25 protein-coding genes are annotated in these 24,379 nt (G+C 35.9%); 21 read left to right on the top strand and 4 right to left on the bottom strand.

Going from position 1 to position 24,379, the window contains the following annotated elements; all coding sequences use genetic code 11:
* The first annotated feature begins 2 nt into the window (after window positions 1-2).
* Window positions 3-926: a bifunctional oligoribonuclease/PAP phosphatase NrnA gene (locus tag AB6B24_RS07550; RefSeq protein WP_023188883.1), complete on the top strand. Its 924-nt coding sequence runs from the start codon at window positions 3-5 to the stop codon at window positions 924-926.
* Between the two features lie 233 nt (window positions 927-1,159).
* Here the strand turns inward: AB6B24_RS07550 and AB6B24_RS07555 are convergent, their stop codons facing one another.
* Window positions 1,160-2,128 (bottom strand): asparaginase, encoded by a 969-nt coding sequence (locus AB6B24_RS07555; RefSeq protein WP_026138879.1) that lies wholly within the window; start codon window positions 2,126-2,128, stop codon window positions 1,160-1,162.
* 194 nt (window positions 2,129-2,322) lie between these two features.
* Here AB6B24_RS07555 and AB6B24_RS07560 point away from each other — a divergent pair, with 194 nt between their 5' ends.
* From AB6B24_RS07560 to AB6B24_RS07570, 3 genes are all read left to right on the top strand, one after another.
* On the top strand, window positions 2,323-3,711 hold the full coding sequence (locus AB6B24_RS07560; protein ID WP_015426068.1) for a Cof-type HAD-IIB family hydrolase: 1,389 nt from the start codon (window positions 2,323-2,325) through the stop codon (window positions 3,709-3,711).
* Window positions 3,712-3,800: 89 nt separating this feature from the next.
* Window positions 3,801-4,145: a hypothetical protein gene (locus tag AB6B24_RS07565; RefSeq protein ID WP_003132455.1), complete on the top strand. Its 345-nt coding sequence runs from the start codon at window positions 3,801-3,803 to the stop codon at window positions 4,143-4,145.
* Window positions 4,146-4,203: 58 nt separating this feature from the next.
* Complete coding sequence (locus tag AB6B24_RS07570; RefSeq protein ID WP_029343598.1) at window positions 4,204-5,715, top strand: flotillin family protein; 1,512 nt, start codon at window positions 4,204-4,206, stop codon at window positions 5,713-5,715.
* A 36-nt stretch (window positions 5,716-5,751) separates the two neighbouring features.
* On the opposite strand, the gene AB6B24_RS07575 is transcribed toward AB6B24_RS07570, so the two are convergent.
* The 3 genes from AB6B24_RS07575 to AB6B24_RS07585 all read right to left on the bottom strand — a co-directional run bounded on the left by AB6B24_RS07575 (window position 5,752) and on the right by AB6B24_RS07585 (window position 8,666).
* Window positions 5,752-7,104, bottom strand: coding sequence for an aspartate kinase (locus AB6B24_RS07575; RefSeq protein WP_311804163.1), 1,353 nt, complete (start codon window positions 7,102-7,104; stop codon window positions 5,752-5,754).
* Between the two features lie 229 nt (window positions 7,105-7,333).
* Window positions 7,334-8,200 (bottom strand): patatin-like phospholipase family protein, encoded by an 867-nt coding sequence (locus AB6B24_RS07580; protein WP_058203252.1) that lies wholly within the window; start codon window positions 8,198-8,200, stop codon window positions 7,334-7,336.
* Window positions 8,190-8,666, bottom strand: coding sequence for a MarR family winged helix-turn-helix transcriptional regulator (locus AB6B24_RS07585; protein WP_010905539.1), 477 nt, complete (start codon window positions 8,664-8,666; stop codon window positions 8,190-8,192). The genes AB6B24_RS07580 and AB6B24_RS07585 overlap by 11 nt, the downstream gene beginning before the upstream one ends.
* 127 nt (window positions 8,667-8,793) lie before the next feature.
* On the opposite strand from AB6B24_RS07585, the gene AB6B24_RS07590 reads away from it, so the two are divergent.
* From AB6B24_RS07590 to AB6B24_RS07670, 17 genes are all read left to right on the top strand, one after another.
* Complete coding sequence (locus AB6B24_RS07590) at window positions 8,794-9,462, top strand: HAD family phosphatase (RefSeq protein WP_195935665.1); 669 nt, start codon at window positions 8,794-8,796, stop codon at window positions 9,460-9,462.
* A 93-nt stretch (window positions 9,463-9,555) separates the two neighbouring features.
* Window positions 9,556-11,520: a DHH family phosphoesterase gene (locus AB6B24_RS07595; protein WP_021464934.1), complete on the top strand. Its 1,965-nt coding sequence runs from the start codon at window positions 9,556-9,558 to the stop codon at window positions 11,518-11,520.
* Entirely contained in the window at window positions 11,517-11,969 is a 453-nt protein-coding gene (gene rplI / locus AB6B24_RS07600) for a 50S ribosomal protein L9 (RefSeq protein WP_003132464.1), read from the top strand. Before AB6B24_RS07595 ends, rplI begins: the two co-directional genes overlap by 4 nt.
* Window positions 11,970-11,974: 5 nt before the next feature.
* On the top strand, window positions 11,975-13,342 hold the full coding sequence (dnaB, locus tag AB6B24_RS07605; RefSeq protein WP_003132465.1) for a replicative DNA helicase: 1,368 nt from the start codon (window positions 11,975-11,977) through the stop codon (window positions 13,340-13,342).
* 194 nt (window positions 13,343-13,536) lie between these two features.
* Window positions 13,537-13,794, top strand: coding sequence for a Veg family protein (locus tag AB6B24_RS07610; RefSeq protein WP_010905542.1), 258 nt, complete (start codon window positions 13,537-13,539; stop codon window positions 13,792-13,794).
* Window positions 13,795-13,862: 68 nt separating this feature from the next.
* Window positions 13,863-14,636 (top strand): phosphotransferase family protein, encoded by a 774-nt coding sequence (locus AB6B24_RS07615; protein ID WP_003132467.1) that lies wholly within the window; start codon window positions 13,863-13,865, stop codon window positions 14,634-14,636.
* Window positions 14,637-14,756: 120 nt separating this feature from the next.
* On the top strand, window positions 14,757-15,410 hold the full coding sequence (gene trmB, locus AB6B24_RS07620; RefSeq protein ID WP_311804164.1) for a tRNA (guanosine(46)-N7)-methyltransferase TrmB: 654 nt from the start codon (window positions 14,757-14,759) through the stop codon (window positions 15,408-15,410).
* 118 nt (window positions 15,411-15,528) lie between these two features.
* Window positions 15,529-15,975, top strand: a complete 447-nt coding sequence (nrdR, locus tag AB6B24_RS07625; RefSeq protein ID WP_003132469.1) for a transcriptional regulator NrdR — start codon at window positions 15,529-15,531, stop codon at window positions 15,973-15,975.
* 98 nt (window positions 15,976-16,073) lie between these two features.
* Window positions 16,074-17,249: a replication initiation and membrane attachment family protein gene (locus AB6B24_RS07630; RefSeq protein WP_029343604.1), complete on the top strand. Its 1,176-nt coding sequence runs from the start codon at window positions 16,074-16,076 to the stop codon at window positions 17,247-17,249.
* Window positions 17,249-18,130: a primosomal protein DnaI gene (dnaI, locus tag AB6B24_RS07635; protein WP_015426075.1), complete on the top strand. Its 882-nt coding sequence runs from the start codon at window positions 17,249-17,251 to the stop codon at window positions 18,128-18,130. The genes AB6B24_RS07630 and dnaI overlap by 1 nt, the downstream gene beginning before the upstream one ends.
* Complete coding sequence (locus AB6B24_RS07640; protein WP_003132474.1) at window positions 18,123-18,845, top strand: NADPH-dependent oxidoreductase; 723 nt, start codon at window positions 18,123-18,125, stop codon at window positions 18,843-18,845. The genes dnaI and AB6B24_RS07640 overlap by 8 nt, the downstream gene beginning before the upstream one ends.
* The gene (locus tag AB6B24_RS07645; RefSeq protein WP_270224699.1) at window positions 18,842-19,468 is read left to right on the top strand and encodes a pentapeptide repeat-containing protein; all 627 of its coding nucleotides are present in this window, start codon (window positions 18,842-18,844) and stop codon (window positions 19,466-19,468) included. The genes AB6B24_RS07640 and AB6B24_RS07645 overlap by 4 nt, the downstream gene beginning before the upstream one ends.
* 106 nt (window positions 19,469-19,574) lie before the next feature.
* Entirely contained in the window at window positions 19,575-20,885 is a 1,311-nt protein-coding gene (gene der / locus AB6B24_RS07650) for a ribosome biogenesis GTPase Der (protein ID WP_003132476.1), read from the top strand.
* A 106-nt stretch (window positions 20,886-20,991) separates the two neighbouring features.
* Window positions 20,992-21,837 carry a helix-turn-helix domain-containing protein gene (locus AB6B24_RS07655; RefSeq protein ID WP_311804165.1) on the top strand — a complete coding sequence of 282 codons (846 nt, stop codon included), beginning with the start codon at window positions 20,992-20,994 and terminating at the stop codon, window positions 21,835-21,837.
* A 208-nt stretch (window positions 21,838-22,045) separates the two neighbouring features.
* Window positions 22,046-23,179, top strand: a complete 1,134-nt coding sequence (locus AB6B24_RS07660; RefSeq protein WP_311804166.1) for a DUF916 and DUF3324 domain-containing protein — start codon at window positions 22,046-22,048, stop codon at window positions 23,177-23,179.
* A gap of 118 nt (window positions 23,180-23,297) precedes the next feature.
* Complete coding sequence (locus AB6B24_RS07665; protein WP_195935670.1) at window positions 23,298-23,594, top strand: LPXTG cell wall anchor domain-containing protein; 297 nt, start codon at window positions 23,298-23,300, stop codon at window positions 23,592-23,594.
* Window positions 23,595-23,642: 48 nt separating this feature from the next.
* Window positions 23,643-24,338, top strand: a complete 696-nt coding sequence (locus AB6B24_RS07670) for a WxL domain-containing protein (RefSeq protein ID WP_038599898.1) — start codon at window positions 23,643-23,645, stop codon at window positions 24,336-24,338.
* Window positions 24,339-24,379: the final 41 nt, after the last annotated feature.

Raw genomic sequence — 24,379 nt, forward strand, 5'->3', positions numbered from 1 at the left:
AAATGAACGAAATTTTAGAAAAAATAAAAGCCTATGAGCTTATTCTCATTCACAGACATAAAAATCCAGACCCAGACGCCATTGGTTCTCAAGCAGGACTCCGAGCAATTCTGAGAGAAAATTTCCCCGAAAAAAGAATTTATGCAGTTGGTTATGACGAGCCAACCTTAACCTATTTAGCTGAAATGGATTTGGTCGAACTTAGAGAAGATGAAAAATATCTTTCTATAGTTTGTGATACAGCAAACACACCACGAATTGACGATGACCGCTACAAAAATGCTGATTTTCTAATTAAAATTGACCACCATCCAAATGATGATGCTTATGGAGATTTGTTGCTAGTAGAGCCTGAACGTAGCTCAGCATCAGAAATTGTTGCCGATTTTGCCTTTGAAACAGGTCTTAAATTGAATGCAGAAGCCGCCCGCCTCCTTTATGCGGGAATTATTGGAGATACTGGACGTTTCTTGTATCCAGCCACTTCGCCGAATACCTTAAAAGTAGCTTCAAAATTAGCAGAATTTCCATTTGACCGTCCAGCTTTAGGACGAGAAATGTCGTCATTTGATATGAAAGTTGCTCGCTTACAAGGTTTTGTTTATGAAAATATGGAAGTTTCAGAAAAAGGAGCTGCACGTGTTTTATTAACTCAAGAAATTTTAAAAAAATTTGATTTACGTGACGCAGAAACTTCAAGTATTGTTTCTACACCGGGAAATATTCGAGGAATTGAATCTTGGGCAATATTTGTGGAACAAGCCGATGGACATTTCCGAGTAAGAATGCGTTCAAAAGTAAAGCCAATTAATGAAATTGCTAAAAGACATGATGGCGGAGGCCATGCACTAGCTTCCGGAGCTAATTCTTATTCTTTAGAAGAAAATCAACAAATTTGGCAAGAATTACAAGATAATTTAAAATAAATTTACTGACAGTTTAAAGCGATTGATTAATGAGCTTTAAATCGGTAAATAAAGGAATTGTCAGTCAGCTGACGATTCTGTCAATAGCGATTGCTCAATGAGCTTTAAATCGGTAAATATAGGAATTGTCAGTCAGCTGATAATTCTGTCAGTAGCGATTGCTTAATGAGCTTTAAATCGGCAAATAAAAGAATCATCAGTCAGCTGATGATTCTTTTTTGTCAGTAATTTTTTTAATTTTCCAAGAAAGGCCGTAATTCTGATAAATCTTTCAAGCCAGCATTCAATGCAATAATCAATTTAATACGTGCTTTTTGAGAATTGACTTCATCAGCAAACATTACGCCAGCTTCATAAAGTTGTGAACCACCGCCTTGATAGGAATAGACAGGTTCAGCAATTCCGTTAAAACAACGAGAAACAAGAACGACAGGAACCTTAGCATCTAATAATCTTTGAAGTGATTGACTAGCAATAGGTGGGAGATTTCCCGCACCTAATGCTTCAATGACAAGACCATCTAGTTGTTCCAAATTGAGTAAATCTAAAATTTCCCCAGTCATCCCAGCAAAAGCTTTGACAATTGGCACTTTTCCATGAACAGTTGCAACATCTAAATGTTGATTTTCACTATCTTTATGGAAATAAATAATTTTATTTTTTGTCAGTAAACCGACAGGACCATGTGTAGGTGTTTGAAAAGTTGAAACATTAGTCGTGTGTGTTTTAGTGACATAACGAGCAGAATGAATCTCGTCATTCATGACAACAAGTACGCCACGGTCACTTGAATTACTGTCAGCAGCGACGCGAATAGCTGTCAGTAAATTATAAATTCCGTCAGTTCCTAATTCATTACTTGAGCGCATGGCACCAGTTAAAACAATTGGTTTACCACGTGAAAGAGTAGTGTCAAGGAAAAAAGCTGTTTCTTCAAGTGTGTCAGTTCCATGTGTAATGACCACTCCATCAAAATCCTCAGCAATAAAAGCTGTTTTGATTCGATTTTTCAAAACCAACATATCTGATAAAGTGACATGTGGACTAGGTAAGTTAAAAATATCCTCTGTCACTAAGTTTACTTCATCAAACTGCATGCTCACAGCATTCATTGGATTGACTGCATTTGGGGAAACATGACCATTTTCATCTTCCGCCATCGAAATTGTTCCACCAGTGTGGAGAATTAAGATTTTTTTCATCATTATTTCCTTATCTATCTATAATAAACAATAATTAAATATTTAATTTTAAAGACTCCGAATAAAAGCCAGCATTAGCATTATATCAAAATTTAGTCCAGAAAAAAATAACTAATAAATGAAATAGAATTAAAATTACTGTATAATTTAGTTAATAAATGAAAGCTTTGCCAAAGCTAGAAAAGATTTGAGAGATGGATATAAAAGCAGTATTTTTTGATTTAGATGGAACCCTGTTTACTTCAACACGAGGAGTAGCAACAAGTACTCGTAAAGCAATACAAGAGCTACGTCAAAAAGATATTTTTGTCGGGATTGCCACCGGGCGAGGCCCAGCTTTTGTCATGCCATTATTAGAAGATTTAGATTTAGACTTTGCTGTAAGTTACAACGGTCAGTATATTTTCACACCAAAAGAAGTGATTTTTCAAAATCCTTTAGAACAAAAATCCTTAAAAAACCTGATAAATTATGCCACTGAAAACCATTCTGACATCTCTTTGGGAACAGCCCACGGTGTAAATGGCTCTGGCCTTTTAAAATTTGGCGAGACACGTTTAGCCAGTTTTTTGTCAGGCGTTTTGCCCTCAGGTACTTCTGGGGTGGCAAGAAACAGTTTTAAACACATTATTCGCAGAGTTTTACCGCAAAATTCAAATTTAGCTGATAATGAAGAAGAAGTAATTTATCAGGCAATGATGGTTGCAACAAGAAACGAAACGGCTCGCCTACAAGAGGCATTTCCAGAATTACTGGTGACACGAAGCAATCCTTATTCTGTTGATTTAATTTCAAAATCAGGAGGAAAATTACCAGGAATTCAAAGATTAGGAGAACACTATGGTTTTACTTTAGACCAAGTCATGTGTTTTGGCGATTCGGAAAATGATTTGACGATGATTTCTGGAGTTGGTTATGGGATTGCGATGGGCAATGCGGTCTCAGTTGTAAAAGAGGTTGCAACTTATATTACAGATACCAATAATCAAGATGGAATCGCCAAAGCATTAGCCTACTATGGCTTAATTCATTATTCTGTTGAAAAAGACTTTGTTTCTAAAGACCAAAACTTCAATAAAGTAAAAGATTTCCACCGATTAATGGATGGAAAAACACAAGAAATTCCTAAAGCCTTTTCGCCAACAGAAGCAAGTTTCCGGGCTGATTTCAAAGTCGAAGAAATTGTCGAATTTCTTTACGCCTCTGCTGACGGTAACCAAGAGAAATTTACAGAACTTGTGAATAATTTACATCAAGCCGTTGATAAGGCAGCAAATAAAGTGACTTTAAAAGAGCATAATGAAGACAGCTTGACTGGCCAAGTAGATGCTATGATTGATTTGCTCTATTTCACTTATGGCTCGCTTGTCCTTTCAGGAATTGACCCCTATGAAATTTTCAATGCTGTTCATCGAGCAAATATGGGGAAAATTTTCCCGGATGGACGTCCACACTTTGACCCGATCACACACAAAGTCTTAAAACCAGAAGATTGGGAAGAAAAATTTGCTCCAGAAGGAAAAATAAAAAAAGAACTAGAACGACAAAAAAGAGTAGCCGCTAAAAAACACGAAAATAAATAAGAAAATAACAATTTTTTACTGATAAGCTTCTTCATAAAATGGTATAATATTAAGAAAGCGTAACAAAAGGCTTTCAAGGAGAATAAGGGATGCTATTTATTATCATTACTTTGATTATCATTGTACTCATCATCTTTTTAACAATCTTATTACTCCCAGGAATGGCATTTTTTAACAAAATGTCAGATCAAAAGTATAATGCGGATGAAAAAGATTTACTGACAGGAATTCTGACAACAGCCATCAGTTCAAAAGAGGCGACTGGCGAAGTTATGACGACCTTTGTCAATGAATCACGTAAAACAATGCCTGCAAAAATTTATCTACCAAATAAGGATAATATCGAGCAAATTGAATCAGGAGCGCAAGTTCTGATTATCGAGAGTAAAGCAGGAATTGCTTACGTTATTCCTTATCAACAAACGATTTATTAGCAATAGAGAACCTAAAAATTGCTCAAATAAATAAAATTTATTATACAAAGGAGACATTATGCCACTACTTTATATTTTGGCAATTGTGGTGATTGTTATTATCTTAATTCTATTAGGAATTATCGCTGCAAACTACAAAAAATCAGGACCTCAAGCGGCCCTTATCGTTTATGGTTCAGGTCTAGGTTCAAAAGGTGTCAATAAAGACTCACAAGGGAATCGATTAAAAGTGGTTCGTGGTTCTGGTACCTTTGTTTTACCAATCTTCCAAAATGCGAGATACCTCAGCTTACAATCTGCTGCAATCGATATTAAAACGGAAAAAGTTCTCTCGAAAGATAAAATTCCAGTAACGGTTGAAGCCACAGCTATGATTAAAGTAGGTTCTACTTTGCAAGATATTGCGACAGCTGCTGAGCAATTTTTAGGTAAAAGAGATGAACAACGTGACGCAATGGCTGACCAAGTCCTTCGTGGACATCTTCGGGCGATTGTTGGAACAATGACAGTATCTGAACTAATCGAAGACCGTAATAAGTTTTCAGCTGAAGTTCAAGGTCAAGCAGGGACTGATCTCTCAAAAATGGGACTTTCAATCGTTTCATTCGTTATTAATGATATTCGTGATGACCAAAACTACATCAAAGCATTAGGTGCTAAAGAAGTAGCGCGTGTTCAACAAGAAGCAGCGATTGCTGTTGCAAATGCTGACAAGGAAACTCGTATTCAAAAAGCAGCGGCTGATCAAGATGCCCAAAAAGCTGAAGCACTTGCCGCAACTCAAGTTGCCAATGCCCAAAAGGAAAAAGCAATCAGTTTAGCTCACTATGAGCAAGAACAATCAATTGCTGCTGCTGAAGCAAAAGCTCAAGCTGACCAAGCACAAGCCTCTGCTGACCAAGCTTACGCGATTCAAGAAGCAATTTCTAAAAAAGAAACAACTGAAGCTGAAATGCAAGTTGAATTGATTAAAAAGCAAAGAGAAACTGACTTAGAAACTCAAGAAGTTCTCCGTAAAGCACAAGAAAATGAAGCCAATGTCGTAAAAGCTGCCGAGGCTGCCAAGGCTGCACAAATTGCTAAAGCCGAAGCCGATGCGCGTGAACGCGAAGTGAGAGCACAGGCCGAAGCAGCCGCTATTGAAGCTACAGCCAAAGCTACAGCTAAACAACGTGAAGTAACAGCAATGGCCGAAGCTACAGCTATTGAAGCAACTGGTAAAGCTGAAGCCGAAGCGATTCGCCTTAAAGGGCTTGCCGAAGCCGAAGCAATTGATAAAAAAGCCGAAGCAATGCAAAAAATGAATGATGCGGCTAAATTGAACATGGCACTTGAAATTCTTCCAGAAGTTGTTGCTAGTGTATCAAGTAATCTTCAAGCTGTTGATTCTATTAATATTTATGGTGGAGAAGGTTCGTCAAAAATTCTCGGAATGTCACAAGAAAGCCTTAAACAGGGCCTTGATGTCCTAGGAACAATGGGAATTGACGTCCCTGACTTATTAAATAATTTTAGCAGTCGTGGTAATTCCAATGAGGCACTTGAAAAAGTCGAAAAAATAGAAGAATAAAAAACAGCTCTTAGAGCTGTTTTTTATTAACATATTTTATTCAAAAAAGGCTGAATAAATCGCTTTTAGAGCTTCTTTTTCGTATTTTTCTTTGACAATAAACATGACGGAAACTTCGCTTGAACCTTGCGAAAGCATAGCGATTGAAATGCCTTGTTTAGAAAGTGCTGCTGTTGCTCTAGCGGTAACCCCAACGTGTTCCTTCATATCTTCACCAACAATGGTGATAATAGAGAAATCACGGTCAATATAGACTTCATCCGGATGGAGCGATTCTGTAAGATTAGAAATAAGGGCTTTTGAAATAGGTTGAGTTAGATAGCGGCTGCGAATAATGATAGACATGTCATCAATACCAGTTGGCATATGCTCAAAACGAACTCCTAAATTTTCCAATACAGAAAGGACTTTTCGGCCGAATCCAACTTCACGGTTCATCAGATATTTACTGACATAAAGAGAAGAGAAGGCACTAGATGAAGCAATTCCAACGACAGGTGAGCCTTTAGTCTCTCTTTGAACAACAATTTTTGTTCCGGGATGATCAGGGTTATTTGTATTCTTGATGACCAAAGGAACATGGGCACGATAGGCAGGAACGAGTGCTTCGTCATGTAAAACAGAAAAACCAGAATAAGCAAGTTCTCGCATTTCACGGTAAGTTAATTCAGAGATATAAGCTGGATTCTTAACGATGCCAGGGTGAGCAGCGAAAATTCCATTCACATCAGTAAAGTTTTCATAGAGTTCAGCTCGCACACCAGCCGCAATAATTGAGCCAGTAATATCAGAACCACCACGGGAAAAAGTGCAAACCTCACCCTCTTTTGTGATTCCAAAAAAACCAGGGATGATTAATGTTTCTTCAAGTTCATTAAGATATTTAATATGTTCATAAGCTCCACCAAGCAATCGAGCATTTCCAGGATCAGATGAAACCATAATTCCAGCATCTGATGGATGAACATAGCGACTTGGTAAGCCAGAATGATTGAAAAAATCTGCGACTAATTTAGCATTATTATTTTCACCAGCGGCTAAAAAAGTATCATAAGTAAAAACATTATCTAAATCTAACTGGGCTAAATGGTTGATATTTTCTGCGATTTGATTAATGACTGGACTTTTTAAGCCAAGTTCATCATAGATTTCTCGAAATCTTTCAATAATCCAATTCTGATAATAGTGAATTCCTTTTTCATCAGCTGATTTATAAGCTTTATAATAAGCAATCAAAGCATCGGTAACTTTAGTATCAGCCCCCGAACGTTTGCCTGGTGCAGAAACCACAATAAATTTTCTTTGTTTATCGGCTTGAACAATATCAAAAACTTTTTTGATTTGCGAAGCTGATGCGAGAGACGAACCTCCAAATTTTGCAACTTTCACTAAATATTACCTTCCTTCAAGATTAAATTAAATTATAAATTGATTTATTATAGCTAATTTTCAGATAATTTTCAATAAATAACTCATTTATACCCTATTTTCTTTCTGCAGTATTCAATAAATAATTATTTTGATGATAATACTTAAAAAACTTACATTAAAAGTAGTTAATGTAAGTTTTGATTTGATAAGAGACAATTTGAAAGTTAGTGTCTTCAAAAGAAATGAATTATAACCAGCGTTCTTTTATCAGAGCAGCCTCAGCTTGTCCTTGTTCACGACCTGCTTGAGCAACAAAGGGACGAATTTTTGCTTCCACCGTATTATAGTTAAAATCTTTTAAAATATTCATTGTTTTTTCAGAGGGAAGAACCAGGCTGGTTTCTGTCCCTTTTTTCTCTAATTGAGCGAGTAAATCCTCTAATTTATATGGAACATCGACAGGTAGTCCAGTTGAAAGAACAAGCATCTTGTCGGCATCAGCAACGACATCTGGATTCTCCATTGAAAAAGAACCACCATCAAAAAAATGTTTTCCATTGATTTCAACTGAAGGCCAGACGCCTTGAAGGGCTCCACTTGCTTGTAAAGCCACTAGAATATCAACATTTGAATTTTCATCAAAAACTTGACGCTCAATATCCTCAATATTGGTTGCAACGATTCGTAATTTGCTGTTCCAGCGGGCTTGACCTGAACCATAACGTTCTTTAAGCATAGCTAATCGTTCCTCCTTAGAGATAAAAGGTTGGGTTTTCTTAGAAATTTCAGCTTCAGCAGCAATCCAGTCTTTGGCTGAATGAGAATTTTTAGCAATGTTTTCAAATGTTTTGAAAAGCTCTCCCATTTTTTCATCGGAGATGGGAGTGATTTCACTAATCTCTTTTTCAATCTGTTCCTTCCAGATTAAATCCCAATCTTTATCTGAGCTAACAATTACGCTTGCTTGTGAACCAGCAGATGTTCCAACAAAAATATCGGCCTCTCTAATGGGCAGCCCAGCTTCTTCTAGACCTCTAAGATATCCAAGTTCCCAAGCGATACCAAAATGTCCGCCACCGCCTAGTACAACCGCTCTTTTTAAATTATTTGTCATTTTTCTTCTTTTCCTCTTCATAAATTTGATTTGCATTTTGAGTCATTTGATTCAATACTTTAAATGCAATTGCTTTTTCTTGGGGATCAATTCCCTCTGATAGCAAGTTTTCCCTCTCTTTTGTCATTTCTTCAATTTGAGTTTGGATGTCTCTTGCTTTTTGAGTCAATGAGACACGATAAACACGTTTATCTTTTTCATCGCGGACTCTGCTAACGTATTCTTTTTCAATCAGACCTTTAATTGCTCGATGAACACTAGATTTATCGATACTTAAATCATCAGTAATTTGTTCTTGGCTTTGATTGTCTTTGATATATAAAGAAATCAAACAAAGCAATTGAATATAATTGATGTCAAAAGGCACTAAGCGTTTTGTGAAATAAATATAACCTCTTCTATAAATTTCAGAAGAAAGCTTCCCAATAAATTGGATTCCTTGATATTCATATTGATTGTCTTCCATAAATTCCTCCGTCGAATATAATATATCTCAAATTAGTTGTCTTGTCAACTAAATTTCGTAAAAAATAAAAATACTTTTATAATGAAGTCTATTGAACCATGCTTAGATACTGTGCTATAATGGTTCTATGAAATTTAAAGCAGTGATTTTTGATATGGATGGTGTTCTTGTAGACACCGAACGTTATTATTTACAAAGAAGAGAAGAATTTTTTGGTGGTCATGGAATTTCTATCAGCCACTTGACGCCTAGTGATTTTATTGGTGGAAATATGAAAGATATTTGGCCACGAATTTTGCAAGGGGCTTTTGATGAAGACAAAGCGAGTGAATTGCAAGAAGACTATGAGCAATTCAAAGAAGATCATCCAATGCCTTATGCAGAACTTTTATTTTCTGATGTGCCTGATATTTTAGAATTTTTACGTCAAAAAGAAGTAAAAATTGCACTTGCTTCAAGTTCGTCAATGTTTGATATCAAACAAATGTTAGATATTCATCAATTGAATTCTTATTTTGAAGTAGTGGTTTCAGGAAATGACTTTAAACAAACGAAACCAAATCCAGAAATTTATCAATCAACAATGAAGAAATTGGGTGTAACACCTTCTGAAACTTTGATTATTGAGGATTCTGAAAAAGGAATTCAAGCTGGAGAAGCAGCTGGTGCGACCGTTTGGGCAATTGAAGACAAGCGCTTTGGCATGAATCAAGAGAAGGCTGACTTAAAGGTAGATTCACTGACAGCTATTCAAAAATTACTGACAGAATCATCACTAAAGATGATAAAGGCTTAATAAACATTTTAAAAGAAAAAATCACTGACAAATCGGTGATTCTTTAAGTTTTTTCTGTCCTATGTTAAAATAGAGGAATATAGGAGTAATATTATGAATTTTGTCCGTCGGTTTTCACCGCTTGCTATTATTATCATAATGGTTATTGTTCAAATCATTGAGACCGTTGTTGTTCATGTTTCAGCAACACGTTGGTCAATTTTAATTTATTTGTTGATTTTGAACATAGCGATTACACTCATTTTACTATCACAAACTCAAAACTATCAATTGCGTCGTCAAGATTTTATTCGTAAAATTAATGATGAAGCAGAAAATTCGCTCAATGCTACCTTGGATAATATGCCGATTGGGGTCATCCGTTTTAATAGTGAAACCTTTGAACCTGAGTGGTTTAATCCATTCATTGATATGATTTTTAAGGGAAATGACAAAGTTATCAATCGTGACGATATTAAAAAGATATTGAAAAATGCGAGCGATGACCAGTATATCACCCTTGGTAAGCAAAAATATGTTGCAGAACTTGATTCTGATAAGAATCTTATTTATTTAATTGATGCCACAAAAGAAGTTGCTTTTAAATCAGAATTTAATGACAGTCGTGCGGTTATTGGTGCGATTTCTGTTGACAATTATGATGATGCTACAGATTTAATTACTGACAGCGGTCGAACAGCCATTAATAGTTTTATCGCTTCATTTTTAGAAGAATTTGCTGACAAATACGGAGTTTATCTTCGCCGTATTAATAGCAGTCGCCATTATTTTTTCTGTGATTATCGTATTCTTGAAAAAATGATTAACGATAAATTTTCTGTTCTAAAGGAATTTCGAGAACTTTCATCTCAAAAAGAAATTCCTTTAACTCTTTCAGTTGGTGTGGCTTATGGTTGGAATGATTTTCCAGCCATTGGTAAAGTTGCTCTAAATAATCTTGAATTAGCCCAAGTCCGTGGTGGAGATCAAGTTGTACTGAGAGAAAATACCCCTCAAGCTCGTCCCGTTTATTTCGGCGGCAATTCGGAGAGTAGAACGCAAAAAAGCAGAACAAGAGCACGGGCCATTTCAACAGCACTTCGGACAATTATTGCTGAGGCAGAAGATGTCTTTATTGTAGGGCATCGCTTTACAGATATGGACGCGCTTGGAGCAGCAGTGGCTATGAAGGCATTTGCTAATATGTCTGGAAAAGAAGCCTTTGTCGTTTATGATCCTGAACAGTTATTGCCAGATGTTGAGCGTGCAATTAATAAAATGAATGAGTCCTCTGACGGTTTTACGCACATTGTTAAGTTAGAAACTGCTCAAAAACTGAAGAAAAAAGATTCATTACTTATCATGGTTGACCATTCAAAAACAAGTCAAACTTTAAATCTTGAATTCTATAAATCATTTGAGAAATTAGTGGTCATTGACCACCACAGACGTGATGATGATTTCCCAGAGCATGCACTTCTGTCATATATTGAATCATCAGCAAGCTCTGCTAGTGAATTAACTGTCGAAATCCTTCAATTCCATGATAATAATCAAAGAAAAATGTCAACCATTGAAGCTAGTATTGTTCTTGCGGGGATTGAATTAGACACCAAAAACTTTACAAAAACAACGACTGAAAGAACATTTGAAGCAGCAGCTTATCTCCGCTCTCGTGGAGCTGATAACGATTTGATTAAAATGATTATGGCTACTGACTTTGATAAATATAAGAAGGCCAATGAAATTGTTCTTAATGCAAAAATGGTTTTACCAGGAATTGCTTTAGGAGTTGGACTTAAGCACCAAAAATATGATAATATAGCAACAGCAAAAGCTGCTGACACTCTCCTAGATATGGCAGGGATTACTGCTGCATTTGCGATTACGCAACATAATAATGGCTATATTTCTATTTCTGCTCGTTCTCGAAATGGCTTTAATGTCCAAACGATTATGGAGCAAATGGGTGGTGGTGGACATTTTAATAATGCTGCAACCCAAATCTATGAAAAATATATCGATGAAGTGCAAGAAGATTTAATTGAAATACTAAAAGAAAGAGAAAACGAAAAATGAAAGTTGTATTCTTAGAAGACGTTAAAGGACAAGGAAAAAAAGGTCAAATTAAAGAAGTCCCAACAGGTTATGCTCAAAACTTTTTAATTAAGAAAAATTTGGCAAAAGTTGCTACAGCAGCTGCTCTTTCTGAAGTGAAAGGTCAAGCCAAAGCTAAGGAAAAAGAAGAAGCAGAACTTTTAGCAGAAGCAAAAGCCCTTAAAGAAGTTCTTGAAAAAGAAGACACTGTTGTTGAAATTAAGATGAAAGTTGGACAAACAGGTCACACTTTTGGTGCTGTAGATAAAGCAGATATCGCAAAAGCCCTTAAAAGTCAATTTAATCTCAAGTTAGATAAACGCAAAATTCAATTGATTAACAAAATTCAAGCTTTGGGAACAAAAGATGTACCAGTTAAACTTCACCGTGATGTGACAGCCGTGGTTAAAGTCAAAATTAGCGAGGCCTAAACTAAATGCCCGAAATTGATTTAATAAAAGCCCCGCCTCAAGACCTAGCTGCTGAGCAGGCCGTTCTTGGGGCTGTTTTTTTAGATAGCGAACGCTTAGTCGAAATTAAAGAATTTTTAAGTTCAGATGATTTCTATAAAAATGCTCATAAGATAATTTTTCGGACAATGGAAAAATTGTCTGATGCTCGTGAAGCAATTGACGTCTTAACCATCCGTTCACATCTTGAAAATCAAGGGGAGCTGGAGGCAATTGGTGGGATTGCTTATATTGCAGAACTTGCCACCGCAACCCCCACCGCAGCAAATGCGGCCTATTATGCCAAGATTGTTGCTGAAAAATCATTACTCCGTCAACTGATAAATCGTCTAACTGAATCAGTCGAAAAAGCATATGAACAAGATTCACCAGCGGACGATATTTTAGCTCAAGCAGAAAAAAGTCTAATTGACGTCCAACAAGGGCGTAATACAAACGGCTTTAAGAAAATTTCTGATGTTCTAGCGATTCATATGGATGACCTTGAGCAAAAAGCTCAACAAAAGTCCAATATCACAGGTATCGCAACAGGTTATCCTGCTTTAGATAACATGACAACAGGTCTTCATGAAGAAGAATTGATCATTCTTGCGGCTCGTCCAGCGGTTGGTAAAACAGCCTTTGCCTTAAATATTGCTCAAAATATTGGGACAAAGCAAGACCGAACCGTTGCAATTTTCTCTCTTGAAATGGGGGCAGAAAGTCTTGTCAGTCGGATGATTGCTGCCGAAGGTTCAATTGATTCACACAGCTTGCGTACTGGACAATTAAATGACCAAGAATGGAATGATTATTTCATGGCAACAGGGACTTTATCAAGAGCAAGTATTTATATTGATGACACACCAGGGATAAAGATTTCTGAAATTCGGGCGCGTTCAAGAAAATTAGCCCAAGAAACAGGAAATCTTGGTTTGATTGTTATTGACTACTTACAATTGATTTCTGGAACTGGTCGAGAAAATCGTCAACAAGAAGTTTCTGAAATTTCTCGTCAGTTAAAAATTTTAGCTAAAGAATTAAAAGTTCCTGTTATTGCCCTTTCACAGCTCTCACGTGGAGTGGAACAACGTCAAGATAAACGACCAGTTTTGTCTGATATCCGTGAATCTGGGTCAATCGAGCAAGATGCCGATATTGTCGCATTTCTTTATCGAGATGACTACTATGAACGTGGAACTGGTGAAGATGAAGACGGTGAAGAGATTCTGGAAGATAATAAAGTTGAAGTTATTATTGAAAAAAACCGTTCAGGAAGCCGTGGAACAGTCGAATTACTCTTTATTAAAGAGCATAATAAATTCGCAAGTATTGATAACCGATATGGCGACTAGATTTTTTTGACTAATTCGTGTTATAATATGAGTAATTGTCTAATTCTCTTTATTAATAAAAATGAACGATAAAGAATACATTATAAAATTTGATTCTTTTAATCAAAAAAGAGAGATATAATCAAGGATAAAATTAGATTTATAAGGTAAGCGTTCGGAGAAATCCGACTTTTACGTCTTATTTGGAGGAAAAAATGGATAACCAAAATCAAGAAATAGGAAAAATCGTTGACATTCGTGAAAAAGTTCAAGCACACTTGGGTGAAACGATTGAAATTACTTCACAATTTGGTCGTAAACGCGAAAATCGTCATAAAGTGAACTTGATTGAAGCCTATGCAACACATTTCATTATTGAAAATATTCCGGCTCGTGGTCCAAAAACAACTGAGTCATATCAATATGCTGACATTTTGACTCAAACTATTTTAATTCACTATCCAAACGCATAAGTTTGAGGAATAAAGTAAATGGTTCAAATAATGATTAATCAATTTTTAAAGGAAAGGAGGAGATAAGGATGATGAAAGCCGATTGGGATATGACGCCTGTTAAAGGTGGCTCAGGCAATGCATTTTTTGGGAAAAGTGATCAGGAACGCGTTTTTATTAAAAAAAACGGTAGTCCTTTTTTGCCGAGTATTTATCTTGAGGGAATCACGCCAAAAGTCTTATGGACAAAACGTACGGCTGAAGGCGATACCTTATCTGCTCAACCTTGGATTGACGGTCATACACTAAGTCCTGAGGATATGGAAGACCGCCAAATTAATCATATTTTAGCACATTTGCATGACTCAAAAAAATTGGTTGAATCTTATAAGAAGTTGGGAAGTCAAATTATTCTTCCTGAACAATTATTAGAGGATTGTGTCCAAAATACTGAGGCTTTACGAACAAATCATTTTTTGTCAGGAATCATTGAAGAAATGCGTCAACAAGTTCCCGAAATCAAAAATGAAGAGGTCGTAGTCGTTCATGGCGATGTCAATCATAAAAATTGGTTAGTGGATGATAATTCAGGAAAAATTTATTTAGTAGATTGGGATACCGTCTTTTTATCAGATTCAATGGTTGATATGGCACATGTTTTATCACATTATATTAAACCAAATAACTGGTCTTTGTGGTTGATGACATCTGGTGTTAGACCTCGTTCAGATATTATGGATAAAGTGGCTTGGTATGGAAAACTTTCTTTTCTTCGCCAAATCTCTGAATATCTTTCTAGAGGAAAAATGAAAGAAGTGAATCAAGAAATCTTGGGACTTCGTAAATTTTGTGAATTATTTTAGTAAAAATAGGCTAGGGTTTGGACCTTCCTATTTTTTGGCTTATAATTGAATAATAAAAATAAAGAAATAGAAGATCACTTTTGCTGATTTTCTATCAAAAATTAAAAAATTGAGGTAAAAATGCGCGTCAGAAATCGTAAAGGAGCAGGCGAAATGCTTGCTGAAAACGCACATATCGTAGTTGAAAATCCAGCGGAATTTAAAGGACGTTGGTCAGAACGTTTTGGAAATGATTATCCGATTCATATTGAAGTGGGTTGTGGAAAAGGAGCTTTCATCACAGGAATGGCAGCTCTTCATCCAGAAATAAATTACATTGCAATTGATATGCAATTATCAGTTTTATCTTATGCTTTAGATAAAGCAATTGAAGCAGATTTGCCAAACGTACAAATGATGCTTGTTGATGGAGCTGCTTTGAGTGAATATTTTGCTGATGGTGAAATTGACCAAGTCTATTTGAACTTTTCTGACCCTTGGCCAAAAGGACGTCATGAAAAACGTCGTTTGACTTATAAATCTTTTCTTGCAACTTATGAAAAGATTTTACGTCCTGAAGGTGAAATTCATTTCAAAACTGACAATCGTGGATTGTTTGAATATTCTTTAGTTTCTTTAGCTAACTATGGCATGGAACTTAAAAAAGTTTGGTTAGATTTACACCAAGACGAAGAATTTGCACCTCAAAATGTAATGACCGAGTATGAGCAAAAATTCTCACAAAAAGGTCAAGTAATTTATCGATTAGAAGCAAAATTTTTGCCTAAGAAGTAAATAAGTTGCTTTCTGTCATTAAAACTAATGAAAAAAATTACTGACAGAATAAGAAAGTCTAAACCAATTTTCTGTCAGTAAAATTAATAAGAATTTATTATCTATTAAGGAGAATAAAATGAGATGTCCAAAGTGTTCTTCTGAAGAATCAAAAGTTGTTGATTCAAGACAAGCCGAAGATGCTATTCGCCGTCGTCGTGTTTGTGAATCATGTGGTTTTCGCTTCACAACCTTTGAACGTATCGAAGAAATGCCCCTTTTAGTCATCAAAAAAGATGACAAACGTGAACCCTTTAATCGTGAAAAAATTGTTCGTGGTTTAGTTCGTTCAGCATACAAACGCCCAGTATCAAGTGAAGATATTGAAACAACAGTTGCAAATGTTGAAAGAAAAATCCGTCAACTAGACAGTAATGAAGTTGAATCAGATGTCATTGGTGAATTTGTGATGCAAGAACTAGCTGAATTGGATGATATCACCTATATCAGATTTGCTAGCGTCTATCGTTCATTCAAAGATGTCAGTGAATTAGAAGAGCTCCTTAAAAATATTACCAAAAAATAAATCCGTCAGTAAAAAGCGACTGAATAGAGAGCATTTTATCGGCAAATAAAAGAAAGATCAGCTCGCTGAACTTTCTGTCAGTAAAAAGTGAGGAAAAAATGAGAGCAGGAGATTCATTTACAATGCTTAATCGAGGAAAGACCAGCTTTGATGCTGAGGCTTTTCGTCTGCTCTATTTACCAATCATTGGCACGGATGCCTTTGCCCTTTATCAGTTAATGCTAAGCTTCTCTACTGGAAGAATTTCTCACTTTTTGGAATATCTAAATCTCGGTCTCAATCCTTTTATTGAAGCATTAGATAAATTATCTGGCTTATCATTAGTTCGCGTTTATGATGATCATACCAGTCTTTATTTTGAAGTAAAAAGTCCGCTAAATTTTGAAAATTTTCTTGCAGATGATTTTTATAGACAACTTTTGATTTCAAGAATTGGTGAAAACCGAGTAGCTGCTTTAGCTAAAAGAATGGAACCGAAAGGAAAAGAAGTTTCCAAGAAATTTCATGAAGTTTATAAAGTTAGTTTTGACTCACAAGCTCAACAAAACCCTTCAAATACAAATGAACGTTTTGATATGGGGGCCTTTAAAAGTATTATGGAACGTCAAGGCTATCATTTAAACAATGAAAATCAAGACTCCTTAACGCTCTATTCACTAGCAGAAAAATTTGAACTCAATTGGTACGAATTATTCAAGCAAGCAGAAAAAACAGCCAATGCTGATAAAAGTTTGAACATGAATAATTTGATGAGAAGTCTTTCAGGAGCTAGCCAACCGCAACCAGCACTCTCAGCCTTTCCTAAAGCCTTTGCCGATTTGATTGTCATCAGTAAATCTCATGAACCAGATGATTTCATCCGACAGATAAAAGCGCAAGCTGGAGGCTTTGTCAGTTCGGAAGAACATAAACTTTTAACTAATTTAAGTCGCCAAAATTTGCCAGCAGAAGTCCAAAATATTTTGATTCACTATGTTTTAGTACAGCAAAAAAATGCATCATTAAATCCAAATTTTGTAAATGCATTAGCCAATGACTGGATGAGAAATGAAGTATTTACAGCTGAAACAGCGGTAAAACGAATTTTGGAACGAGAAGAATTAGCTGCTGCTAAAGCTAAAACTGGAGCTGAAAAACGACCAATGAAAATCAAAAAAGAAGCACCAAAATGGTCAAATCCAGATTATGAAAATAAGACAAGCCAAGAAGAACTTGCAAAACTTGAGAAAATAAGGCTTGACTCTCTCAAAAAACTGAAAGGAGAGCAAAATTAATGGAATCTATCGGAGACATCTTAGGAAAACGTCAAGACATCCGTGAAAATTTTGAAAAATTAGTCGCAGAAGTATTAAAAAATGCTGATGTGCAAGCTTTTATTGCCCAACATCAAATGACTTCTGACGAAATTCAACGCTCTTACTCCAAGTTTTATGAATACGTTCGTGAGCATGAAAAATTTGAAAAAGGTGAAAAACGGGCAGCTGATGGTTATGAACCTGTTTTAATCATGAATCACGGCTATGCTGATGTTTCATATCAAACGACAAATGAATTGGCGCAGCAACAAGCAGCTCAAAACCTTTTGCGACGTGTGAATATTATTGGACTTCCAAAAGATTTAAAACAAGTCACTTTGGCAGATATTGCCCTTGATGATGTTCAAAGAATCAAACCATACCAAGCCCTAGTTGATTTTATTACTAATTTTCCCAAGAAAAAAGGACTTTATCTTTATGGAGATTTTGGTGTTGGGAAATCTTTCATGCTTGCGGCAATGGCAAACGAATTAGCCAAAAAAGGAATTTCAACCACGCTCCTTCATTATCCCACTTTCATTTCTGATTTAGATTTTGACAATGCCAAAGTCTGGGTCAATGAAATAAAAGCCAGCCAAGTTTTAGTTTTGGATGATATTGGGGCAGAGCAAAACAACGCTTGGGTTCGTGACAGTATTTTACAAGTCATTTTACAACATCGCATGCAAGAAAATCTCCCGACTTTCTTCACTTCAAATTTAAGAATGGAAGAATTAGAACAGCATTTAGCCGAAACCAAGCGAGCTGATGAAATTTGGCCAGCAAAACGTGTTATGGAACGCGTGAAATATTTGGCGGAAGAAATGCGATTAGAGGGGACGAATAGACGTCATGACTGAAACAAATGAAACGATTGATTTAATGATGAACCACACTTCGGTTAGAAATTTTACAGAAGAAGCAATTGAGCCTAAAGATTTAGAAAAAATCTTAAAAGCTGCTCAAATGGCATCAACATGGAAAAATTTCCAATCATATTCTGTGATTGTTGTAGAATCACAAGCTCAAAAAGATGCGATTTATGAATTTCAACCACAAAAATCAATCAAAAATTGTGCAGCATATTTAGTTTTTGTCGGCGATTTAAATCGTGCCCAAAAGGCAGTTGAATTACATCAAGGCAATTTCCAACCGCAAGGAATTGAAAGTTTATTGATTACATCAGTTGATGCCGCAACAGCTGGACAAAATGCGCTTCTTGCAGCGGAATCTTTAGGTTACAACGGGGTGATGGTTGGCTTAATTCGAGACCAATCCTCAGAAATTTCTAAAGTCTTGAACTTGCCAGATTATACTTATCCTATTTTTGGCATTGCACTCGGTAAAGCCGCACGTTTGAACAAAGTAAAACCACGTCTTCCTTTGGAAGCAACAGCTTTTAAAGAAAAATATGTTGAGCAAACGTCTGAAACCATTGAAAAATATGACCAAGTTCAAGAAGAATATGCTGGAAATAGACGCTTAAACAAATGGTCTGAACGGATTGTTGACCAGTGGGGCCAACCAGAAATTTCAGCCTCAACAGAAAATTTAAAGGCGAAAAAATTACTGTGAAATTAAAGAAAATCTTAGAACCAAAACTTCCAGCCACCTATCAAGTAGCCACAAGTCAAGATTTTATTGATGGAGAAATTTATCAAGCAGAATTTATAGATGAAACTTTGACAATCAATCAAAGAACTATTTTTTCAGGCTGTTCTTTCAAAAACACAACCTTTGAATTTACTGACAATACGATCAGTGAATTTACAGATTGCCTTTTTGAAAAATGTGATTTTTCCAATTTAAACTTCAATAAAATTGGCATTTATCGCTCAATCTTTAAATCCTGCAAATTGCTAGGAACTGATTTTACTGAAAGTCACTTACAAGACCTTCAGTTTACAGAAAATCTAATGACTTATGCAAATTTTTCAGGTTCTACCTTAAAGTCAGTCCGTTTTTTAGAAAATGAAGCTAAAGAAACCTTCTTTACTGCCTGTAATTTTAAGAATGTGGAGCTTTTAAAAAATCAATTAGAAGCAGCAAATTTTTGGGAAACAGCACTTGCAGGAATTGATTTTTCTACGAATCAATTTGAACGCATGGAAGTTACACCTCAACTCGCTAAAAATATGAAGATAAGTCTTAGTCAAGCCCCATTTTTTACTCGCCTGTTTGGCATTGAAATTATCTAAAATGAACCTCGAAACCAAAGTCTAAAATTATATAGTCTATGGATTACAAACTCCTTCGCTATTATAATTTTTTATCCAATAAGTAAACAAAGAAAGAAATAAAAATATGAGCTTACCTACAGTAGCCATCGTTGGCCGTCCAAATGTCGGAAAATCAACGATATTCAACCGTATTGCAGGAGAACGCATCTCAATTGTCGAAGACATTCCAGGTGTAACTCGTGACCGTATCTATGCCACAGGAGAATGGTTAACCCGTAAATTCAATATCATCGATACAGGTGGGATTGAACTTTCAGATGAACCTTTCATGACTGAAATTCGTGCGCAAGCTGAAATTGCCATGACCGAAGCAGATGTTATCATCGCTGTTGTTGACGGAGAAACAGGTATTACAGATGCCGATGAAGCCGTCGCTAATATTCTTTATCGTACAGACAAACCAGTTATTCTTGTTGTCAATAAAGTTGATAACCCAGAACGTCGAATGGAAATCTTTGATTTCTACTCACTTGGACTTGGCGATCCTTATCCTGTTTCAGCTGTTCACGGGATTGGGACAGGGGATGTCCTTGATGCAATCGTTCAAAATCTTCCTAATGAAATTGAAGAAGAAAATGAGAATGTCATCAAGTTCAGCTTGATTGGCCGCCCAAACGTTGGGAAATCATCTCTTATTAATGCTATTCTCGGCGAAGACCGCGTAATTGCTAGTCCAATTGCAGGAACAACTCGTGATGCGATTGATACACACTTTGTCGATTCTGAAGACCAAGAATTTGTCATGATTGATACCGCCGGAATGCGTAAATCAGGAAAAATTTACGAAAATACTGAAAAATACTCAGTCATGCGTGCCATGCGTGCGATTGACCGTTCAGATATCGTTTTGATGGTGATTAACGCTGAAGAAGGAATTCGCGAATATGATATGCGTATCGCTGGATTTGCTCACGAAGCTGGTAAAGGAATTTTAATTGTTGTCAATAAATGGGATACTCTTGAAAAAGATAACGATACAATGAAAAACTTTGAATTAGAAATTCGGACAAAGTTCAAATTCCTCGATTATGCACCAATCGTTTATGTATCTGCTAAGACAGGACAACGTCTGAACAAACTTCCAGATATGATTAAAGAAATTCATCATGCACAAAACTTACGTATTTCAAGTTCTGTTTTGAATGATGTCATTATGGATGCCGTAGCGATTAATCCAACTCCGACGGACAAAGGAAAACGTTTGAAGATTTTCTATGCAACACAAGTAGCGATTAAACCACCAACTTTTGTTGTTTTTGTCAATGAAGAAGAACTCATGCACTTCTCATACCTTCGTTTCCTTGAAAATCAAATCCGTAAAGCCTTTGTTTTTGAAGGAACGCCAGTTCATTTGATTGCACGTAAACGTAAATAAAAAAAATTCACTGATTTTATCAGTGTTTTTTTATGCAAAATAATTGCAAAAATCCTAAATTTGAAATATAATATTAAAAAAATTAATTTAATTGAAAGAAGATTAAATGGTATATTTTAAATATGGGAAAGCCTTCCATGACCTAAGAATTCAACACGGTTTTTCGCTTTCAGCTTTTGAAGAACTGGGGATTGCAAAGTCAACCCTCTCCAATTTTGAAAATGGTAAAAGCATGCTCTCCTTTGACCGACTTGACTTTGCCCTTCAAAAAATGAATGTATCTCCATCGGACTATAGCCTAATGATTAATAATGGCGAACAAGATAGTTATATTTCTACTTTTGATGAGATTGAACAATCTTATTATCAAAGAGATATTAAGCATCTCCAAGAAATTTATCAAGGAAATAAAAAGGGGAGTAAAGAACAAAAACTAGTAGCATATTCAGCCAAAGGACTTTATCAACATCTACTTCCTGAAGAAATTGATGAACTTGAAGATTATCTTAAAGGAGTACAGTTTTGGGGACTATTTGAACTTTCAATTCTTGCAAATATCGGAGATAAACTCAATGATACTTTAATAGATAATGTTTTAAAAGATTTTCTATATAATAAAGCATACTATGAGAATGATCTATATTATCGAGTGCTCATCTATCGTTTTCTCTATAAAGTAATTCTCAACTATGTTGATATTGGGGAAAAAGAAAAAGCTCAAGAAATTCTTGAAATTTCCGAGCAGTTTTTTATGCCTGGAGATGTGATGAGTCGCGTTATCATCAATTATGCTCAATCATTTTATTGTTATTATTATATTGATGAAAAAAAAGGGAAAAATCAACTGCAAGATACACTAAGATTTTTGAAGAGAATTGGTGCTATAGACTTTCGTAATACCTTAAAGATTCAATATGACAAGAGAATAACAAAGAAAAATCGTTCTGAATAATGAACGTTTTTTTTTTTTTTTTTATCCTGAAGTCTTAAAAATACGCATGGTTGAGCCACTTTTTTTAGTATATTTTATAAATGATAATATGATTTTTAAAAAATTAAGTACAATTACAAAACCTAAAAGTGCTATTTATATCTGTTTTAGAAATGTTTATGCAATGATATAATATTTTTGTAAACAAAAAGAAAAGAGGGAGGCAACAATGAAAAATAAAAAGTTTATTCTAGTAAGTTTAGTTAGTCTTTCAGTTTTAATAAATGCAACTCATACCGTTCATGCAGATTCTGCAAATTTTTCAGTCACACCCAAAATAGGTGAAAATCAAGTTGGACAAAACCTTGGCTACTTCAATCTTCTTTTGAAACCAAAGCAGACTCAAAACGTAGAGTTTACCTTAAATAATAATTCAAATCAGACGATTAAAGTGAAAACAACTTTTGGAACAGCCTTCACAAGTCAATCAGGAAATGTAGGCTACACTCCAGACTTAGTCAAGCCAGACCCTTCATTAAAAATAAATTTAAAAGACTATGTTAAACTTCCTCAAACGCTGACAATAAAGCCCAAAAGTACAACAACCGTAACCGCCACAGTAACAATGCCTGATGAAAACATCAAAGGAGTAATTGCTGGAGGATTTAACTTTGAAGATGCTAGCACTTCAGAAAGCACTCAAAAAAGTAGTGGCGTTTCTATCACCAACCGCTATCGTTATGTGATTGGACTTGTCCTGCAAAATGATATAGCAAAAGTTGACCCAACCCTTAACCTAGGTAAAGTTGGTCCAGACCAAGTAAATGGTCGAAATGTAATTACAGCAAACCTAACGAATAGCGCCCCTGCTTATCTCATGCAGATGAATACCGATGCTGTCGTGACAAAATATAATGATTCATCCATCAAATATACCTATAACAACGTCGCTATGGAAATGGCACCTAACTCAAACTTCAACCTAGCCATTCCAGTTTCTATCCCGGGTGCTCTCAATGGTAAAACATCTGAACCTCTCAAACCCGGAAAATATCATCTCAAGATGACCGTTTATGGTGGTAAAGATGACAAGGGTAAATATCAAACCATAGTCAATGGACAAGTCACAAAATATGATTACAAATGGGTTTTTGATAAAGACTTTATAATCACAGGAGCAAAAGCAAGCAGTTTAAATGCTAAAGATGCCACAATCAACCACAAACCTAAAATCGATTGGTTACTTATCGTAGGCTTTGCCGTTATCATACTTCTGCTGTTAATCATTATTTTCCTTCTCTTTAAACGTCGCAAAAAAGATGAAGAAGAAAATGAAGAATCCGTTGAGAATAAAAAAGACTAAAGGCAAATCAACAGATTAGGAAAAGAGATCCTTACTATGCTTCTTGGTTTTTATCAACAATGATAGAAACCAAGAAGCATAGTAAGGAAGCTTCAAAAAAAGAAAGGAGAAAACTAGAGTGAAAAAAATCATTGTTGCTCTTGTCCTCTTGCATCTCATAGGACCTCCGGCTCGTGCGGATGCCATTATAGCAGATACAGTGACGAGCACATCAACAGTGACGTTTATCGCAAATCCTAATTTGCCTAAACTGCAAGCTCCAGGACTTTCCCCAGGAAATGGCCTGGAAGTTATCGTTCCAAAAGGAACCCTACCTAAGACAGGAGAAAGTGCAAACACGCTCCTCCCTGTTGGGTCATCTATTATTCTACTCGCGACTTTGCTTTATCTTGTCAAAAAAAGAGCAAAAGTCTAAAACAAAATAGTCTTTAATTTACTTCGAGAAAGGAAGTTTACACACTTTATGAAAAAAATAATCACATTCTCATCTGCAGCTTTGACTGCACTCTCTCTTGTCGCTATCGTCGCTCCAGCTTTTGCTGACACTGGTGCAGTAACTACTCCAGGTAGCTCAACAACAGCTCAACAATGGACTTCAAACACAGGAGTTACTTTCAATGCTCCTGGTCCTGATACACAATTGCCACCAATTGAAGTTCCAACAGAACCACCAGTTACCGTTAATCCACAACCAGGTGCTTTGGCACTTGACTATGCGACTGACTTTGACTTCGGTGTGAACCAAATCGATGGTAGCACAACAGACTTTAAAGCGTTGACAGAAACAGATTCTTCAAAGAGCAATTCTCAAGCTTCTCCATTGGTTGCTTTCCATGACTTAGATGGTGTATCAACAAACTACACAATCTCTGCTACAGCTTCAGGACTTTCTGGTCTTAATAGCTCTACAATTACATTGGGTGGCGCAACATTCTCAAACATCTCAGGTAATGGAGCAACAGATACTTCAGCACTTGCTGATGTTTCAACAAGCCATACGTTGACAAACCAACCACAAGTCCTCGTTACTTCTACTGGTACAGTATCTGGTTACTATGCTGATAAATTCAGCGATGCAACATTGACAGTACCAGTTGCTGATCAAGCAGCAGGTAACCACACAGGAACAATCACTTGGGATTTGACAGTCGCTCCTTAATAACAGCAGATTTATGAGTTGAGGGGTTTCTTTATTCAAGG

Source organism: Lactococcus sp. AK05 (genome assembly GCF_041026685.1).
In the GTDB taxonomy this organism is placed as follows: Bacteria; Bacillota; Bacilli; order Lactobacillales; family Streptococcaceae; genus Lactococcus; species Lactococcus lactis.